This is a genomic window from Roseobacter sinensis (genome assembly GCF_025755255.1).
Taxonomy (GTDB): Bacteria; Pseudomonadota; Alphaproteobacteria; order Rhodobacterales; family Rhodobacteraceae; genus Roseobacter; species Roseobacter sinensis.
In genome coordinates this window covers 453,867-470,437 of sequence record NZ_JALIEB010000001.1, presented here as the reverse complement: position 1 = coordinate 470,437, position 16,571 = coordinate 453,867, and the positions used below count along the sequence as shown (strand labels likewise).

Sequence of the window (16,571 nt, the reverse complement as noted above, 5' to 3'; positions counted from 1 at the left end):
TGGATATCCTTCGGACGGGGGGCACACTGATCTCGGCAAGAGATACGCCCCGCGCCCGCCGGTTCAAGTCATGCTGTCACGAATGTGAGGTTGCGCCGCGGCGCCAAGCTCAGTTTGGCGGGAAGCTGGGCGTGCGCGCGCCGGCTCGACGCCATTGCTCTGCGGCAGCCGCGGCGTCGAGGCGCTCGCGCTGATAGGCTTGCAGATATCGATCCTCGCGGAAGAGGCGGAACTGTGTGAATCGTGCCTGACGCTTGCGGAACCTTTCATCGGCCTCGGCGAGATCCTCGCGGATGTTCGGCGTCACGCCAAAGCGGCTCGCCGCGGTGACAAGGGCGCCGTCCGAAGCCGGGATGCCCGCGCCGCTCGACGGGCGCCCGCCAAGCGCCACCACGGCGTCGACCAGCGGATCGTTGTCCGTCAGGTTGCCCTGCCCGGGCGTCGGCGCCGGCAGCGCGGTCAGATCATCCGGGGTCTGCAAGGGCGCGCGCGGCTCGATGATGAACTCGTCAGGCCCGCGGCTGTTGGACCGCAGATCGCGCAGCCCCGTGTTGGCGCAGGCGCCGACACAAGCGGTGATCAGAATGAGGGCCACGATACGGCGCATGAAGGTCTCCTTGTGCACACCCCGTTGATACGCCAGCCCGGGAGGGAATGTCACTGGCCTTTTTTGGCCTTCTCCTTGGGGTCCGGCGCCAAAAAGATCAGCAGGATCGCGCCGCCAAAGATGAACACATCCGCGATGTTGAAGACAAAGGGGTTGTTGATCCCGCAGCAGGACATGTTCAGGAAGTCGAGCACGTACCCATAGATCAGCCGGTCGAGAACATTGGCCAGCGCACCACCTATGAGCAGCCCCGCGCCGACGTGTGGCCAGAGGCCGAGGTCATGCCGACGCACCCAGATCAGCACGGCGATGCAGATCACGACAGCCAGCCCGATCAGCACCCATCGGCTCGCATCGGGCGCATCGCTGAAGAGCCCGAAGTTGATGCCGCGGTTCTCGCCATAGCGGAAGTTGAGCACCGGCGGCAGCACATCCACCGCGCGAATACGCCACAGCTCCATCTGGTGAATCACAAGATACTTGCTCAGCTGGTCGATCAGAAAGGCCGCCAGAGCAGACCAGGCCAATGTACGCATGAGTCCCCCTAGTGCCGGAAGTGGCGCATGGAGGTGAAGACCATCGCCAGCCCCGCCTCATCCGCGGCGGCGATCACCTCGTCATCGCGCATCGAACCACCCGGTTGAATGAGCGCTGTCGCCCCCGCCTCGGCAGCTGTGACGAGCCCGTCGGCAAAGGGGAAGAAGGCATCCGACGCCACAACGGAGCCTTGGGTCAATGGTGCAGCCAGCCCCATCGCTTCCGCCATATCCTGCGCCTTGCGCGCGGCGATCCGCGTGCTGTCGACCCGGCTCATCTGGCCCGCGCCCACGCCGACGGTGGCACCGTCCTTTACATAGATGATCGCGTTGGATTTCACGTGTTTGGCAACGGTCCAGGCGAAGAGCAGATCGGCCAGCTCCTGCGCCGTCGGCGCGCGTTTCGTGACGACCTTCAGATCATCCGCGCCGACATGCCCGACGTCCTTGTCCTGCACCAAGTAACCGCCCGAAACCTGCCGCACCGCCAGCCCCGCCGCGCGTGGGTCGGCCAGCCCGCCCGTGGTGAGCAGCCGCAGGTTCTTCTTCTGGCCAAAAATATCCATGGCCCCGGCGTCGGCCCCGGGCGCAATCACCACCTCGGTGAAGATCCCGGTGATCTCTTGCGCCGTCGCCGCGTCGAGCGGCTGGTTCAGCGCGATGATCCCCCCGAAAGCCGAGGTCCGGTCGCAATCGAAGGCCCGCACATAGGCCTCTTTCAGCGTCGCCCCGCGCGCGACACCGCAGGGGTTCGCATGTTTGATGATCGCGCAGGCCGGGCCATCCGAGGGGTCAAATTCGCTCACAAGCTCGAACGCCGCGTCGGTGTCGTTGATGTTGTTGTAGCTCAGCGCCTTGCCCTGGTGCTGGGTCGCCGTTGCAACCCCGGCCCCGCCGGAGCCATCGACATAGAAGGCCGCCTGCTGATGCGGGTTCTCGCCGTACCGCAGGCTCTGCGCCAGCCTACCGCCGAAGGTCCGCCGCCGGGGCGTCTCGCCCACCTCAGCCGCCATCCATGTGCTGACGGCCGTATCGTAGGCCGCTGTCCGTGCGTAGGCCGTCTGCGCCAGCCGCTGGCGCAGCGCATAGCGCGTCTGGCCGCCATTCGCGTCCAACTCCGCCACGACCGCGTCGTAGTCCTCGACATCCACCACCACCGTCACGAACCCATGGTTCTTCGCCGCTGAGCGGATCATCGCGGGCCCGCCGATGTCGATATTCTCGATCACTTCGGCGTATTCGGCGCCCTTCGCCACCGTCTCCTCGAACGGGTAGAGGTTCACCACCACCAGATCGATGGGCCCGATGCCGTGGGTCTCCATCGCCGCCACGTGGTCGTCGTTGTCGCGCAATGCCAGTAAGCCGCCGTGCACCACCGGGTGCAGCGTCTTCACGCGCCCGTCCATCATCTCCGGAAAGCCCGTGACCTCCGCCACATCGCGCACCTCCAGCCCCGCGTCGCGCAGGGCCTTGGCCGTGCCGCCGGTCGACAGCAGCTCGACCCCCTTCGCGGCCAGCGCGCGTCCAAACGCCACCAGTCCGGTCTTGTCGGATACGGAAAGCAGCGCGCGGCGCAGCGGGGCAAGATCGGTCATCGGCAGGGGTCCTTCAGGGCTCGTCAGTCAGGTTGGCCGTGTCCTGGCTGAGATCCCGCACCCCAATGGCAGTTTCCTGCGCCTTGGCGAGAGACCAGCGGACACGGGTGGCGTATGACATAGCCCGGCCCGAAAGCACAATCTGATTTGAACTCCGCGGCTTCAGCCGCCCGCTTTCCAGATAGACGGACGGTTGCAGCGCAAGTGTCTGCGCCCCATCGTGCCGGAAGACCCAGATCTCGCCGCTCTTCAGCGCCATGGACACCGCCGCTCCGCCCAGATCAAGCGTCGCATCGACCTCGGGGTGCAGATGAAAGCGAATGTCGAAGGCGATGCCTTGCAGCCCGGTGGCATCGAGCGCCAGATCAAAGCGTTTCTTCTCGGCATCGGTCAGGGCGAGCAACATATCCTCGCCTGCCATCCCGCGCCCGTCGAAGGTCATCTCGAGGGTGCGGGCATGGATCAGCCCGTGGGTGCCCGAGAACCCGTCGTGCCCGCCCTGAAACCGCAGCCCGTCGCTCACATGGCCGATCTCGATCGGCACCTTGATTGGCCCCTCGATCAGCTCCTCGCGCCCGGTACCCCGCTCCGCCTCTCCCAGGCGTGCGCTGGAATAGCCATCAAGCGAGAGCGTCGAATGCGACGGCGTCGCCCGACCCGCCCGCCGCCAATCCGGTCCGAAGGACCGCCCAGAGCCGCAATTGACCACCAGCGGACGCCGCCCCGAGGTCAGCTCCAGCGCCAGCGTCGAGGCATGGGCATTGTAGGAGGCGCGGCCCGTGGGCGGTTTGCTCGCGTCGACGATGACGCTCGTGCGCCCCGCCGAGAGCCGGGCAAAGCCCATGGACAGCCCGTCCGGCTGCCGGGTCTTGGCCTTGGCCTGTGCCAGCGCATGATCAAGCCAGCCTTCTGGGCCCCGGCCGCCGCCGTGGAACCGCGCCAACCCGCCATCGGCATGGCGTAGGGTCCGCAGCGTCGGTGCGATCCGCTCGATCGCCTCCAAATGCGCATCGCTCGCCGCCTGCCCCGCATCCGACAAGGCCGCCGCGGCCCAGGTCAGCAGTGTGAAGACATCAAGCAACTCTTCGGGGTTGCGCGTCGGCAACCCTCCTTGTGCGTCGATCTGGCTGCGGCATTCGCGCGCCAGCGCCTTCACGGCGGGTGCGGCCATCGCGTCCATACCCTCGAGCGCGAGGCTGGCGTAGATCAATCCGGTGAGGGCCTCGAAGCGTGGCAGACCGCTCGCTGCCCCCTGCCAGCGCCGCGCGAGGAAATGAGTCTGTCGGTTCAGCGAACGGTAGAACGCATCGCTGTCTGGCGCATCATTGCCCTGCAACATGAAAAGCGCATGGTTGATCCAGCGAATGAGCCGCCGCCCGGTTAGATCCGGCGTCCAGCCCGGACCGCGCCCGCGGCCGTAGCGATCCATCCAGCTCCAGACCCAACGCTGTGCTGCCGCGCGCGCCGCGTGGTCCCCCACCGCGGCGAGGTCGTCGAGCCAGGCGAACCCATGGATCTCCTGTTCATACTCCGCATTCGGCGCCGGCAGATCCCAAAGATCGGTGTCCGGGTGCTCAAGCAGATGCCCTGCAAAGAGGAAATTGCCAGCCAGCAGCTGCCGCCCCCGGGCAAAGCTGCCAATGGTGCGCGGCTCCGGCGCCGAGACAAAGCCGACGGCCCGCGCCCGCATCCGTCCTGCCCGCGCGGCGTGCCAACGGTTCAGGAACTGCGCTTTGCGGGCTGCAAAACTTCGGGCTTCGGACATCTGGCTACCTGCCTGTCGGACGCTCTGACGGCGCTTCGCCGCAGTCTACCCCGAGTGGTGAATCAAGTCATCGACTATCTTCGCGCCAGCTCAGCCGGATTTGCGCAAGCAGGCGATATAGAATCCGTCCATCCCACCCAGATCGGGCCAATAGTCGGGCCGCAGCCGGAGACCACCCTCTGCGCTGCGCCACTCGGCCGCGACGCCCGGCTGCTCCCTCGCGCCGGGAACCACCTGCATATCGCTGTGCCGGGCCAGTGCCTCCTCCACCTGCACTTCGCCCTCGTCCGGCAGCAGTGAGCAGGTGCAAAACACCATCCGCCCGCCGGGCTTCAGCACCGACCAGGCATGGTCGATCAGCTCCGCCTGCAAAGCGATCAGCGCGCCGAATTCGGAACCGTCCTTGGCATAGGGCAAATCCGGATGCCGCCGGATCGTGCCCGTGGCGGAACAGGGCGCATCCAGCAGGATTGCGTCGTAGGCCCCTTGATGGCGTCGCGCATCCTCGATCACCAGCCGTGCCTGCAAGCCGGTCCGGGCGAGGTTCTCCGACAGCCGGGCCATGCGCGGCTCCGAAGCGTCCACTGCGGTCACGTCGGCACCGGCGGCGGCCAACTGCATCGTCTTGCCGCCCGGAGCCGCACAGAGGTCCAGCACCTGTTCACCCGGTCGCGGCGCAAGCATGCGCACCGGCAGCGCGGCAGCGGCATCTTGCACCCACCAGTCTCCGGACGCATAGCCGGGCATCGTCGACACCTGGCCAGCATCCCGAACCCGAACGGAGCCAGTCGGCAGCAGCACACCGCCTGTCATCTCGGCAACTGCGGCGGCATCCGTCTTCGCAGTCAAGTCCAGCGGAGCCCCGGCAAACTGCGCGGCCTCGATCGCCGCGATGGCCTCTGCACCCCAGGCCTCGCTCAGCGGGCGACGCAGCCACTTCGGCAATCTCGGGACGCGCAGCATCGCCCAGCGCGCTGGTCCTTCATCAGCAATCTTGCGCAAAACCGCATTGGTCAGCCCCTTCAGATGACCGAACCGCTTGTGCCGGGCGACCAACTCGACCATCGCGTTCACCACACCGTGCGCCGCCGCCTCCTGACAGAGCTCGACCGTGCCGACCCGCAGTGCATTGCGCACGGTCAGGGGGGGATACTTCTTCAGATGCCGCTGCAAGAGCCGGTCGGCCCGCTCAAGCCCTCGCAATGTATCCATTGCCAGCCGCTGCGCCCGCGCGCGGTCCTCAGCGGCCAGCCGGTCGAGCGCCCCGGCGCCGACAAGCTCCGACATCAGCCGCCCCTCACCCAGGATCTGATCAAGCAGGTAGACTGCGCTTCTCCGCGCGGGAACGCCGGTGTCGGACATCGAGAGAGGCTCCATTCAGTGCTGGCGGGTTGTCTGCGTCAATCTCCGGCGTATATCAAGCGCTGAGCGACGAGAGACCCGCATGACAGACGACACCACACCCGAACAGCCCGCACGCAAGCTACCCCCTGCCGCCGAACGCGCACTTGCGGAGGCCGAAGAGCGGCGGCGCAACGCCAAGGATCTGGAGCTGCCGACCGAGCTTGGCGGGCGGGACGGGCCAGAACCTGTCCGCTACGGAGATTGGGAAAAGAAGGGGCTCGCCATCGATTTCTGAGCACCGTCGGCGCCACCCGCACATCGAGAATGGCGTACGCGCGCAGCGCGTTCCTTTGGATCAGGGTCCGACTATCTCAGCCGGAACTCCGCCGAGTCGCCCGTTCCGCGGTCCGAGGTGAAGATGATGCGGTTCTCATGCGCCCGCACTTCCTGACAGTTGTATCCCAGAGGGTCGCCATCCCAAAACAGATCACGGCAGAAGTAGCCCTCTTGCCAGGTCCAGCTTCCTGTGACCGGCCAAGCCGCACCCATGCCCGAGATCTGCCCTTCGCTCGACACTTCAAGCCGGACGAAGGGACGCCGCAGTTCCTTGCCCTGGATCAGCGAGATGAACTCGTCCTGGCTGTCGACTTTGGCAAATTCAGCCGCGGCAGAGCTCGCCATCATCACCGCGGCAGCGGTCATCACACGCATCACAATCCGCATCGATCCAAGCTCCCGTTTGATGCTATAAAAAATTATACGCAGCATCGCGGAGTTTGGTTTTCTCAAACCGTGACCAACCGGCGAATTATTGCTCAGAGAGCCCGAGAACATCGAGCATGTCATAAGCGCCTGGCGCCTTGCCACGGGTCCAAAGGGCCGCTTTCAGGGCACCGCGAGCGAAAACCGACCTGTCGGAGGCCACGTGGCGCAGAATGATCCGCTCGCCTGCCGCGGCAAACATGACGTCATGCTCACCCACGATGTCGCCGCCCCGGATCGCCGTGAAGCCGATCCGGCCCGGCTCGCGGGCGCCGGTGATCCCGTCGCGCGCCCGGTCAGACATCTCGGCCAGTGTCACACCTCGGCCTTCGGCAGCGGCCTCGCCCAGCATCAGCGCGGTGCCCGAGGGCGCGTCGACCTTCTGATTGTGATGTGCCTCGATGATCTCGATGTCGTAATCCGCATCGAGCGCGGCCGCGACGCGTTTGGTCAATTGCACCAGCAGGTTCACACCCAAGCTCATGTTGCCCGCCCGGACGATCACGGTCTGCCGCGCGGGGCTGTCGAGCTGCGCAATCTCCTCGGCCGTCATGCCCGTGGTGCCGATCACATGCGCGACGCGCGCCTTGGCCGCGGCCCTTGCAAAGCGGAGGGTGGCCGCAGGAGCCGTGAAATCAATCACCGCGTCGGCATCCGCAAATACCGCTAAATCGTCGCTGACGATCACACCGCTGTCGGCGCCCCCCATGGCCGCGCCGAGATCGCGCCCGATCCAGTCATGGCCGCTCCGCTCGAGCGCACCGGTCAGCACCGCGCGGTCCGAGCCAGCAATGGTCTCGACCAGCATGCGGCCCATCCGGCCCGACACACCCGTCACCACAAGTCTCATCTGCTCGCCCATCCCGCTCTCCCTCGCGCAAACTCCGGGCCTCTGCTTATCGCGCCACCCCGCGCTTGGCAAAGCCTCTGCGACCGCTTAGATGGGGCGCATGGGCAAGAACAAGTTTCACGATGGGCCGGGGCCCTCGCAGCGGCAACTCCGCGTGGGCGAGCTCATTCGCCGCGCGCTTTCGGATGTTCTGGCACGCGGCGATGTGCATGACCCCGATCTGAATCGGATGTCGATCACCGTGGGTGAAGTGCGCACCTCGCCCGATCTCAAGATCGCCACCGCCTATGTCTTGCCCTTGGGCGGGCGCGGCCAGGACGAGGTGATCGCACTGCTGGCACGGAACAAGGGCGAGCTGCGGCGAATCATTTCCAAGAAGCTCGCTCTGAAGTTTGCGCCGGACCTGCGCTTTCAGCTGGATGACACGTTCGATCGGATGGACGAAACCCGCGAAATGCTGGGCCGCGAAGAGGTGCGCCGGGATACGCAGAAAACCGACGCGGAGGAGCGCGGAGCCGAATGATCCGCACGGGCGTCATCGCGGCCGGGCTGGCGCTGCTGGCGCAGAGCGCGACGGCTGTCGACTGCCGGACCGAGCCCTTCGAGGGTGCGCGCTACACAATCTGTGAAGTCGATGCGGCCACCGAGACATTGGAGCTGTTCCTCTACGGCGAGGATGGTGCACCGCTGGGCCAGTTCTCCAACATCAACCGCGCGCTGGCCTCCAAAAACCTGCAGCTCGTCTTTGCGATGAATGCCGGCATGTATCACGACAACCGCGCACCCGTGGGCCATTATGTGGAGGACGGGCGTGAGGTCATGCGGGTGATCGAAAGCGCAGGGCCCGGCAACTTCGGGCTTTTGCCCAACGGTGTCTTCTGCCTGCGCGAGGGGCGCGCCGATGTGTTCGAGACCTCGGCTTTTGTCGCCAGCGCCCCGGACTGCGAGGATGCCACGCAGTCCGGCCCGATGCTTGTGATCGACGGCGCGCTGCATCCGCGGTTTCTCGAAGACGGCACCTCGAAGTTCATCCGCAACGGGGTGGGCACCTCCGACGACGGGCGGCGCGTGGTCTTCGCGATCTCGGATGAACCGGTGAATTTTTACGATTTCGGGCGGCTCTTCCGCGATCATCTGGCATTGCCCAACGCGCTCTACTTCGATGGCAAGATCTCGCGGCTCTATGCGCCAGCCTTGGGGCGCAGCGATTTCGGGTTCAGCCTCGGCCCTATCGTCGGGGTGGTGGCACCGTCGGAGTAGAGGTTCATGCCTCCGGCGGGGATATTTTCAGCCAGAAGAAGGCAGCGCCCTCTGGCCGTCCGCCTGTGAAGCCGCTATGAGGAGCGTTCTCACATCACGCGAGGCATCATGGGGCGCAGACGTCAAGGCAGAGACATCTCCGGTTGGCTGGTGGTGGACAAGCCCGCGGGGCTGACCTCGACCGCCGTGGTGAACAAGGTCCGCTGGGCGCTGAATGCCAAGAAGGCGGGGCACGCGGGCACGCTCGACCCGGAGGCCACCGGCGTTCTGGCCGTCGCTCTGGGCGAGGCGACCAAGACCGTGCCTTACGTGACCGACGCGCTGAAGGCCTATGAGTTTACCGTGCGGCTGGGTCAGGCCACCAATACCGACGATGCCGAGGGTGAGGTGATCGCCGAAAGCGCCCTGCGCCCCAGCGAAGAGGAGATCAAGGCAGCACTCAGCGACTTTGTCGGTGACATCGAGCAGGTGCCGCCACAGTTCTCCGCCGTCAAGATCGACGGCGCGCGGGCCTACAAGCGCGCCCGTGACGGCGAGACGATGGAGATCGCGGCCCGGCCGCTATATGTCGAGAGCCATTTGCTTATCGACATGCCGGACGCCGACCATGTCACGCTGGAGCTGATCTGCGGCAAGGGCGGCTATGTGCGCGCCATCGCGCGGGATCTGGGCCAGGCGCTTGGCTGTTACGGTCATGTCCGCGACTTGCGCCGGATCTGGTCGGGTCCCTTCGATGCGGAAGAGGGGCTCAGCCTCGAACAGATCGACGAGATGGCCCGCACCCCCGCGCTGGACGACCACCTGCGCCCGGTCGAGATGGCGCTTGCCGATCTGCCCGAGGTGAAGGCGACCGCCGAGGGGGCTGCACGGCTGCGCAACGGCAATCCCGGCATGGTCTTGGCCAGCGATGTGGACTACGGCGAAGAGGCCTGGGCCTCCTTTGAGGGCCGTGCCGTGGCTATCGGGCGCTACAAATCGGGCGAGCTGCACCCGAGTCGCGTCTTGAACATTCGGAACTAACCAGTCCCGAATATTACAAACGGTTGTAATTCTCGCGCGGATGTCAGCGAAAACGTCGGGTTATTACAAAGAATGTTACGAAAATCGTTTCGACGATAAGCCTTGTGTGAGGCCCCTGCACAGGCCCGCCCAGGCTTGTCATATTCGGGTCAGACGACACAAACCGACCCAACCCGGAGACACTCGACATGACACGCACGATCTTCACCGTCCTGACCGCCGGCGCCTTCGCCACCATCGCCTTTGATACTTTCGGCCAGGCGCTCAGCCCGCTCTTTGGCTATGCCAAACTTGCACCCGTCGGACTCGCCGGTGCGACACTCAAATCTGTTTTTGGTGCAGCGCCCTCCGGTGCCGCCTACCTGCTTCACACCGTGACCGGCCTTCTGTTCTACGTGATCGGCTACTATGCGATCGCGCGTCCCGTGCAGCGCGCTGTGCTGCCGCAGCTGCACTGGGGCATCACCGCTGTGGTCTACGGTGTCGCCCTCTGGGCCTTCGCGCTTTATGGCATGGCGCACCTCGTGGCGGGCATGAAGCCCTTTCTCGGCTTTACCGGCATCACCTGGGTCGCGCTCTGGGGGCATGTGGTCTACGCCGTTGTCGCCGCGGCGACGCTGGAACTGCGCGGCGAGGTCATGGAGTTGCCGCTGAAGCGCGCTGCCGCAATGGGCTGATATCGCAAGGATAATCCAACCAAGGCCGCCGACCCGGGCGGCCTTTTTCGATGCCCCTTGCCCAAGTCGTGATCGACTGGCAAGACACGTCATGCACACCCGAACCCATCATGCGGACGGCATCTTCTCCACCGCCCTCTACTCCGACTGCGGCTGCTATCGTTACAGTCTCACCCGCGTCTGGGATGGTACAAGGCCGCGGGTCAACTTCGTGATGCTGAACCCATCGACCGCCGACGAGCGGCGCAACGACCCCACGGTCGAACGCTGCGAACGCCGTGCCCGGCAGCTGGGCTTCGGAGCCTTCGAGGTCACGAATATCTTCGCCTGGCGCGAGACCGATCCGCGGGCCCTGCGCAAAGCCGCCGATCCCGTCGGGCCGGAGAACGACGCGATCCTGGTTGAGGCGGCGAAACGGGCAGACCAGGTGATCGCGGCCTGGGGCGTGCACGGGGTCCATCTGGCGCGTGGCGCCGCTGTCGCCGAGCTTCTGTCCGGGGCGGACTGCGTCCTGCACCACCTGGGCACATCCAAGGCCGGCCACCCGCGCCATCCGCTCTACCTGCCATATGCGCAGGCGCCCGAGCGCTGGGATTTGCCGGTTGAGCGTTAACATATTGGTTAGAAATTGGCCCTAAGCCGCTTTTTGGGGCGCGTCTATCCGGCACCTTGTCGGAAGGCGCGGTTCGGTAAGAGGTGAACGAGGTCGGGATCACATGCTCTGGTTGGCAGGTTTGGTAGGTATGGCCGGTGTCGGGGCCGCGGCGTTTGTCGGCGTCAAGCCGGACACGGTGGACGAAGAGAGCGGCGTGCCGGAGGATGAAAACATCCACTTGGGATCGGGCGATCTCCTGCTCGATCAGATCAGGGAGCACAGCACCGAGGACGGGCTTTTGCAGTCTGGCACCAACGTCGACGTCAACGCAGCACCGATTGCGCCGACCGGGCCGGGGTGGGGTGACGCTGTTTTGAACGAGGTGATGGCCGACATTGAGAGCGCTGCAGAACACCAGCCAGAGATGGCGCCCTTCGTCACCGGCACTGACCTGCTTGATACACCGGAGGCGCAGATGGACGATGCTGCGGCACCACTCGATCAGCTGCTCAGCGATTGGATTGCCGAACGCGTGGGCGCCGACATCCTCGACTACGAGGCCGACAACGACAGCCTGATGGTCGTCTGGGACGACACCGACCCAATGACGGCAGAGCCGCATGTGGACGTCCTGTCCGATCCGGAACACCCGGACGTCATGTATGTCTCCATGAACGGCGAGACCGTGGCGGAGGTCTATGGCGACAGCGGCCTGAGCGTCGCGGATCTGACCCTGATACCGCTCAGCTCGGCCATGGCGGTGGGCCTCGAAGCAGCCTGAGCGCGCGGCGCGGTCAATTCAACGATTGCTATTTTGTGATCGGGCGCTTATACGCCCGCAGTCCCACGCAGAATCTCTCTCGCGCGGGTTACTCCATGGGCCTGCGCTGGACGACATCCCGGCCTGTGCCTTGACCGCAACTTTTGATACAGGAGCCCCCGATGTCGATCACTGCAGAAGAAAAAGCCCGCGTCATGAAGGACTTCGCAACCAAGGACGGCGACACCGGCTCGCCGGAAGTTCAGGTTGCCATCTTGTCGTCGCGCATCGCGACGCTGACCGAGCACTTCAAGACCCACAAGAAAGACAACCATGGCCGCCGTGGTCTGCTGAAGATGGTGGCCACGCGCCGCAAGCTTCTCGACTACGTCAAAGGCAAGGATGAGGCGCGCTACCAGGACCTGATCAAACGCCTCGGCCTCCGGAGATAACTCCGGAAACACATCGCAAGGCGATCTACTCCGCGTGCGGATATGTCGGCGTGCTCTGCATGCCAACGGTCCATCACCCGGTTCAGTTCGAGAACAAACCGCGCCTCATCCGGCGCGGTTTTTCTTTACCCCCGGCCCCGGCTGCATAGAGTGCGCTCATGCTCACCTTCGCCGCCGCCGTCTTCTTCCTGATCATCACCCCCGGGCCCGGCGTACTGTCGACGGCGGGGGTGGGGGCCGCCTTCGGCGCTCGGGCCGGCAGCCGCTATGTTTTGGGCCTTTTCATCGGCACCAACCTCGTCTCACTCGCCGTGGTCTCGGGCGTGACGGCGGCCATTCTCGCCGATGATCGTCTGCGCACCCTGCTCTTCTTCGCTTCGGTCGCCTATCTGGCGTATCTCGCGCTGCGCATCGCGCTGGCGGGCAGCAAGGTCGCCTTCATCGAACGCGCCAAGCCACCCGGCGTCGGCGGAGGGATCCTGTTGCAAGCGATCAACCCGAAAGCCTATGCGGTCAACACCGCACTCTTCAGCGGCTTTGGCTTCTGGCCACAAAGCTTCGCCGTCGAGATCGCCCTCAAGTTTCTGATCGTGAACGCCATTTGGATCCCGATCCACTTCGCGTGGCTGTGGCTCGGCATCACCTTGCAGCGCATGAACCTGCCGCACCACATCCAGCGCACGATCAATATCGCCATGGCGGCCTCGATGATGGCGGTGGTTCTGCTTGCGGCGCTGTCACAAGCGTGACGCGCGTTGGACATCGTCTGCCGCTCCGCGTACACCCCTGAAAATCTGCGAAACGGCCCTTTGGTGGAAAGATATGCCCGTCCTTCTCCAGATCGTCTTCGGCAGCGCGCTGCTGCTGGTCTGTGCCATGCTGCACATTCTGGTGATCGGCCGCATGGTCCGCCACCTGCGGCACCACGATCACTTCGACGCCAGCCGCAGCACGCGGCATCAGATGATCGTGACTGGCGCGCTGTTTCTGGTGCTTTTGGGCTCGCACACCGTCCAGATCTATATCTCGGCCTTTACGCTCTGGATCTCAGGCGCGCTGCCGGGATACGAGGCGCCGATCTATTACTCGCTGGTGACCTACACGACCGTGGGGTACGGCGATGTGGTGCTTGATCCCGAACACCGGATCATGGGGGCGATGATCTCGGTGACGGGCATTCTGATGTTCGGCATGACAACCGCTGTCGTGGTGGGCCTCTTCACCCGCATCCTGGGCGAAAAGGATCTCTGACAGCCAAGGGACGATCCCAGAGCGTGGAGGGCGTTTGGAACGGCCGCGCGGTTTCCGACATCTCAAAAAGGCGTTGACCTCCTGTTCATTTCAAACGTCGAAATCGCCCTCCGGGGGGAGGTCGGGCGATGCCCGGCCGGTCAGCCGGGCGGGACGTGACAAGGCGGTGCGCACAAATCAAAACGAGATGCGATGGCGCGCGCCACATCCCGACCTACCTCCGCCCCATGCATGATCTCCCCCGCCTCGCCCTCTCGGTCCGCCAGCCCTCGGCCTGGGCCATCATCCATGGGCCGAAGATCATCGAGAATCGCAGCCTCGGCGCGATCCGCGCGGGTGACATGGCCCCCGGCCCCATCTGCATCCATGCCGCCACCGGCATGAAGGAGGACGAGTACCGCTACCTGCACTGGCGCTTTGCCCAGCACGGCACCACCTGCCCACGCCCCGAGGCGCTGATCCGCGGCGCCATCATCGGCACTGTGGACGTCGTCGAGATCATAACGACAAGCGACAGTCCCTGGTTCGGCGGCGAGGCCGGTCTTCTGCTGGAGAACCCCCAGCCCATCGAGCCGATCCCCGCCAGCGGCGCGCTGGGGTATTTCGAATGGGCCCCGGGCGGGGAGATCGCCGCACCCAAACCCTGGATGCTGCGCTTTGGTCGCGGTGCCGACAGCGCGACGGGCGATCTCTTCCCGGAGGCTCCACCGGCCTACAAAACCCCGCCGAAAAAGCCTTGGAGCTAGGGCTTACCGTCGCGGAATGCGTCTCTTTCCAACGCCCGCAATCTCGTGTACGTACGCGCAATCTGAAAGCCGGCGCCCGGACCTCAGCGCCTGACAAAGAAGATACCGAGGTCAGGGGGAATTCGCCCCCTATGCAATGGCCAATGGGCCAACTTGAGGAACCTAGATGTTCAACGAAACGAAAAAATCGATGCAGTGGGGCGAGGAAACGCTCACACTGGAAACCGGAAAAGTGGCCCGTCAGGCGGATGGGTCGGTGATTGCGACGCTGGGCGAGACCAGCGTGATGGCGAACGTCACCTTCGCAAAGAAAGCCAAGGAAGGTCAGGACTTCTTTCCCCTGACCGTGCACTACCAAGAGAAATACTACGCCGCCGGCAAGGTGCCGGGCGGCTTTTTCAAGCGCGAGGCGCGCCCAACCGAGAAAGAGACGCTGACCGCGCGTCTGATCGACCGTCCGATCCGTCCGCTCTTCGTGCCGGGCTTCAAGAACGAAGTGCTGGTGATGTGCACCGTGCTCTCCCACGATCTGGTCAATGACCCCGACATCGTGGCGATGATCGCGGCATCTGCGGCGCTGACCATCTCGGGCGCGCCCTTCATGGGCCCGATCGCCGGTGCGCGCGTCGGCTTCGAGGATGGCGAATACGTGTTGAACCCCACCGTGGACGACATGCAGGACCTGCGCCTGAACCCCGAGCAGCGGCTTGATCTGGTGGTCGCTGGCACCAAGGACGCGGTGATGATGGTGGAATCGGAAGCCTACGAGCTGACCGAAGCCGAGATGCTGGGCGCCGTCACCTTCGCGCATGAACAGATCCAGCCGGTGATCGATCTGATCATCGCCCTGGCGGAAGACGCGGCGAAAGAACCCTTCGACTTCAGCCCGCCGGATTACAGCGACCTCTACGCGGCGGTGAAATCCGCGGGCGAAGAGCAGATGCGCGCGGCCTTTGCGATCACCGACAAACAGGAGCGGACCACGGCCGTGGCCGCCGCCCGCGAGGCCATCGTCGCAGCGCTGACCGAGGAGCAGGCCGAAGACCCGAACTTGGGCTCCGCGCTGAAAAAGCTCGAAGCCTCGATCCTGCGCGGCGATGTGGTGAAGACCGGCAAACGGATCGACGGGCGGAAGACGGACGAGATCCGCGACATCGTCTGTGAAACCGGCCTCTTGCCACGCACCCATGGCTCGGCGCTCTTCACCCGCGGCGAAACACAAGGCCTCGTGATCACCACGCTCGGCACCGGTGACGATGAGCAGTTCATCGACGCGCTGCATGGCAACTTCAAATCCAACTTCCTGCTGCACTACAACTTCCCGCCCTATTCGGTCGGCGAAGCAGGCCGCGTGGGCCCTCCGGGACGGCGCGAAATCGGCCACGGCAAGCTCGCCTGGCGCGCGCTGCAAGCGGTGCTGCCAGCGGCGACGGACTTCCCTTACACAATCCGCGTGGTCTCTGAGATCACCGAATCCAACGGCTCCTCCTCCATGGCATCGGTCTGTGGCGGGTCGCTGTCGATGATGGACGCGGGCGTGCCGCTGAAATCGGCCGTTGCCGGTGTTGCCATGGGTCTGATCCTCGAAGAGGACGGCTCCTACGCGATTCTCAGCGATATCCTTGGGGATGAGGACCACCTGGGCGATATGGACTTCAAGGTCGCAGGCACCGAGAACGGCATCACCTCGCTGCAGATGGACATCAAGGTCGCCGGCATCACGCCGGAAATCATGGAGAAGGCCCTCGCGCAGGCCAAGGACGGCCGGATGCACATCCTCGGCGAGATGAACAAGGCCATCACCGGGGCTGCGGACTTCTCCGTGCACGCCCCACGCATCGAGACCATGCAGATCCCGACCGACAAGATCCGCGAAGTCATCGGCTCCGGCGGCAAGGTCATCCGTGAGATCGTGGAAGTCTCCGGCGCGAAGGTGGACATCAACGACGAAGGCACCATCAAGATCGCCTCGCCCAACGGCGAAGCCATCAAGAAGGCCTACGACATGATCCACTCCATCGTGGCCGAGCCCGAGGAGGGCCAGATCTACACCGGGACAGTCGTGAAGATCGTCGACTTCGGCGCCTTCGTGAACTTCTTCGGCAAGCGCGACGGCCTCGTGCACGTCAGCCAGATCGAGAACCGCCGCCTGAACCATCCCAGCGACGTGCTGAAGGAAGGTCAGGAAGTGAAAGTGAAGCTTCTGGGCTTTGACGATCGCGGCAAGGTGCGCCTGTCGATGAAGGTCGTAGACCAGGAGACCGGCGAAGAACTCAAGAAAGAGGCGGCGCCCGCAGAGGAATAACTCTGCTGGTCAACGCAAGATCGGGCCCTGGCGGAAACGCTGGGGC

19 protein-coding genes are annotated in these 16,571 nt (G+C 64.8%); 12 read left to right on the top strand and 7 right to left on the bottom strand.

The features are described from left to right. Positions 1–109: 109 nt before the first annotated feature. The 5 genes from MUB52_RS02370 to MUB52_RS02350 form a co-directional block, all read right to left on the bottom strand. Positions 110–607 (bottom strand): DUF3035 domain-containing protein, encoded by a 498-nt coding sequence (locus tag MUB52_RS02370; RefSeq protein WP_263842577.1) that lies wholly within the window; start codon positions 605–607, stop codon positions 110–112. A gap of 50 nt (positions 608–657) precedes the next feature. Beyond that, positions 658–1,143: a signal peptidase II gene (gene lspA / locus MUB52_RS02365; RefSeq protein ID WP_263842576.1), complete on the bottom strand. Its 486-nt coding sequence runs from the start codon at positions 1,141–1,143 to the stop codon at positions 658–660. 8 nt (positions 1,144–1,151) lie between these two features. Continuing rightward, complete coding sequence (purH, locus tag MUB52_RS02360; protein WP_263842575.1) at positions 1,152–2,738, bottom strand: bifunctional phosphoribosylaminoimidazolecarboxamide formyltransferase/IMP cyclohydrolase; 1,587 nt, start codon at positions 2,736–2,738, stop codon at positions 1,152–1,154. Positions 2,739–2,751: 13 nt separating this feature from the next. Further along, the gene (locus tag MUB52_RS02355; RefSeq protein WP_263842574.1) at positions 2,752–4,503 is read right to left on the bottom strand and encodes a heparinase II/III family protein; all 1,752 of its coding nucleotides are present in this window, start codon (positions 4,501–4,503) and stop codon (positions 2,752–2,754) included. Positions 4,504–4,593: 90 nt separating this feature from the next. Continuing rightward, the gene (locus tag MUB52_RS02350) at positions 4,594–5,865 is read right to left on the bottom strand and encodes an RsmB/NOP family class I SAM-dependent RNA methyltransferase (RefSeq protein WP_263842573.1); all 1,272 of its coding nucleotides are present in this window, start codon (positions 5,863–5,865) and stop codon (positions 4,594–4,596) included. Between the two features lie 82 nt (positions 5,866–5,947). On the opposite strand from MUB52_RS02350, the gene MUB52_RS02345 reads away from it, so the two are divergent. Next, positions 5,948–6,142 carry a DUF1674 domain-containing protein gene (locus MUB52_RS02345; RefSeq protein ID WP_263842572.1) on the top strand — a complete coding sequence of 65 codons (195 nt, stop codon included), beginning with the start codon at positions 5,948–5,950 and terminating at the stop codon, positions 6,140–6,142. Between the two features lie 71 nt (positions 6,143–6,213). Here the strand turns inward: MUB52_RS02345 and MUB52_RS02340 are convergent, their stop codons facing one another. Both MUB52_RS02340 and dapB read right to left on the bottom strand, forming a co-directional pair. Further along, on the bottom strand, positions 6,214–6,570 hold the full coding sequence (locus MUB52_RS02340; protein WP_263842571.1) for a dihydrodipicolinate reductase: 357 nt from the start codon (positions 6,568–6,570) through the stop codon (positions 6,214–6,216). Between the two features lie 85 nt (positions 6,571–6,655). Further along, positions 6,656–7,471: a 4-hydroxy-tetrahydrodipicolinate reductase gene (gene dapB, locus MUB52_RS02335; protein WP_263842570.1), complete on the bottom strand. Its 816-nt coding sequence runs from the start codon at positions 7,469–7,471 to the stop codon at positions 6,656–6,658. A gap of 88 nt (positions 7,472–7,559) precedes the next feature. Here dapB and rbfA point away from each other — a divergent pair, with 88 nt between their 5' ends. From rbfA to pnp, 11 genes are all read left to right on the top strand, one after another. Continuing rightward, positions 7,560–7,982, top strand: coding sequence for a 30S ribosome-binding factor RbfA (gene rbfA, locus MUB52_RS02330; RefSeq protein WP_263842569.1), 423 nt, complete (start codon positions 7,560–7,562; stop codon positions 7,980–7,982). Continuing rightward, complete coding sequence (locus MUB52_RS02325) at positions 7,979–8,719, top strand: phosphodiester glycosidase family protein (RefSeq protein WP_263842568.1); 741 nt, start codon at positions 7,979–7,981, stop codon at positions 8,717–8,719. Before rbfA ends, MUB52_RS02325 begins: the two co-directional genes overlap by 4 nt. Before the next feature lie 108 nt (positions 8,720–8,827). Then, on the top strand, positions 8,828–9,739 hold the full coding sequence (truB, locus tag MUB52_RS02320; protein WP_263842567.1) for a tRNA pseudouridine(55) synthase TruB: 912 nt from the start codon (positions 8,828–8,830) through the stop codon (positions 9,737–9,739). Between the two features lie 188 nt (positions 9,740–9,927). After that, positions 9,928–10,416 (top strand): hypothetical protein, encoded by a 489-nt coding sequence (locus MUB52_RS02315; RefSeq protein ID WP_263842566.1) that lies wholly within the window; start codon positions 9,928–9,930, stop codon positions 10,414–10,416. 91 nt (positions 10,417–10,507) lie between these two features. Next, positions 10,508–11,029, top strand: a complete 522-nt coding sequence (locus MUB52_RS02310) for a DUF1643 domain-containing protein (protein WP_263842565.1) — start codon at positions 10,508–10,510, stop codon at positions 11,027–11,029. Positions 11,030–11,132: 103 nt separating this feature from the next. After that, positions 11,133–11,792 carry a hypothetical protein gene (locus MUB52_RS02305; RefSeq protein WP_263842564.1) on the top strand — a complete coding sequence of 220 codons (660 nt, stop codon included), beginning with the start codon at positions 11,133–11,135 and terminating at the stop codon, positions 11,790–11,792. Between the two features lie 161 nt (positions 11,793–11,953). Further along, a complete protein-coding gene (gene rpsO / locus MUB52_RS02300) occupies positions 11,954–12,223 on the top strand; it encodes a 30S ribosomal protein S15 (RefSeq protein WP_263842563.1) in 270 nt (89 codons plus the stop codon). A 158-nt stretch (positions 12,224–12,381) separates the two neighbouring features. Continuing rightward, on the top strand, positions 12,382–12,972 hold the full coding sequence (locus MUB52_RS02295; RefSeq protein ID WP_263842562.1) for a LysE family translocator: 591 nt from the start codon (positions 12,382–12,384) through the stop codon (positions 12,970–12,972). 73 nt (positions 12,973–13,045) lie between these two features. Beyond that, positions 13,046–13,474 carry a potassium channel family protein gene (locus MUB52_RS02290; protein WP_263842561.1) on the top strand — a complete coding sequence of 143 codons (429 nt, stop codon included), beginning with the start codon at positions 13,046–13,048 and terminating at the stop codon, positions 13,472–13,474. Positions 13,475–13,701: 227 nt separating this feature from the next. Continuing rightward, positions 13,702–14,220 carry an ASCH domain-containing protein gene (locus tag MUB52_RS02285; protein WP_263842560.1) on the top strand — a complete coding sequence of 173 codons (519 nt, stop codon included), beginning with the start codon at positions 13,702–13,704 and terminating at the stop codon, positions 14,218–14,220. 166 nt (positions 14,221–14,386) lie between these two features. After that, a complete protein-coding gene (gene pnp / locus MUB52_RS02280; RefSeq protein WP_263842559.1) occupies positions 14,387–16,525 on the top strand; it encodes a polyribonucleotide nucleotidyltransferase in 2,139 nt (712 codons plus the stop codon). Positions 16,526–16,571 lie beyond the last annotated feature (46 nt).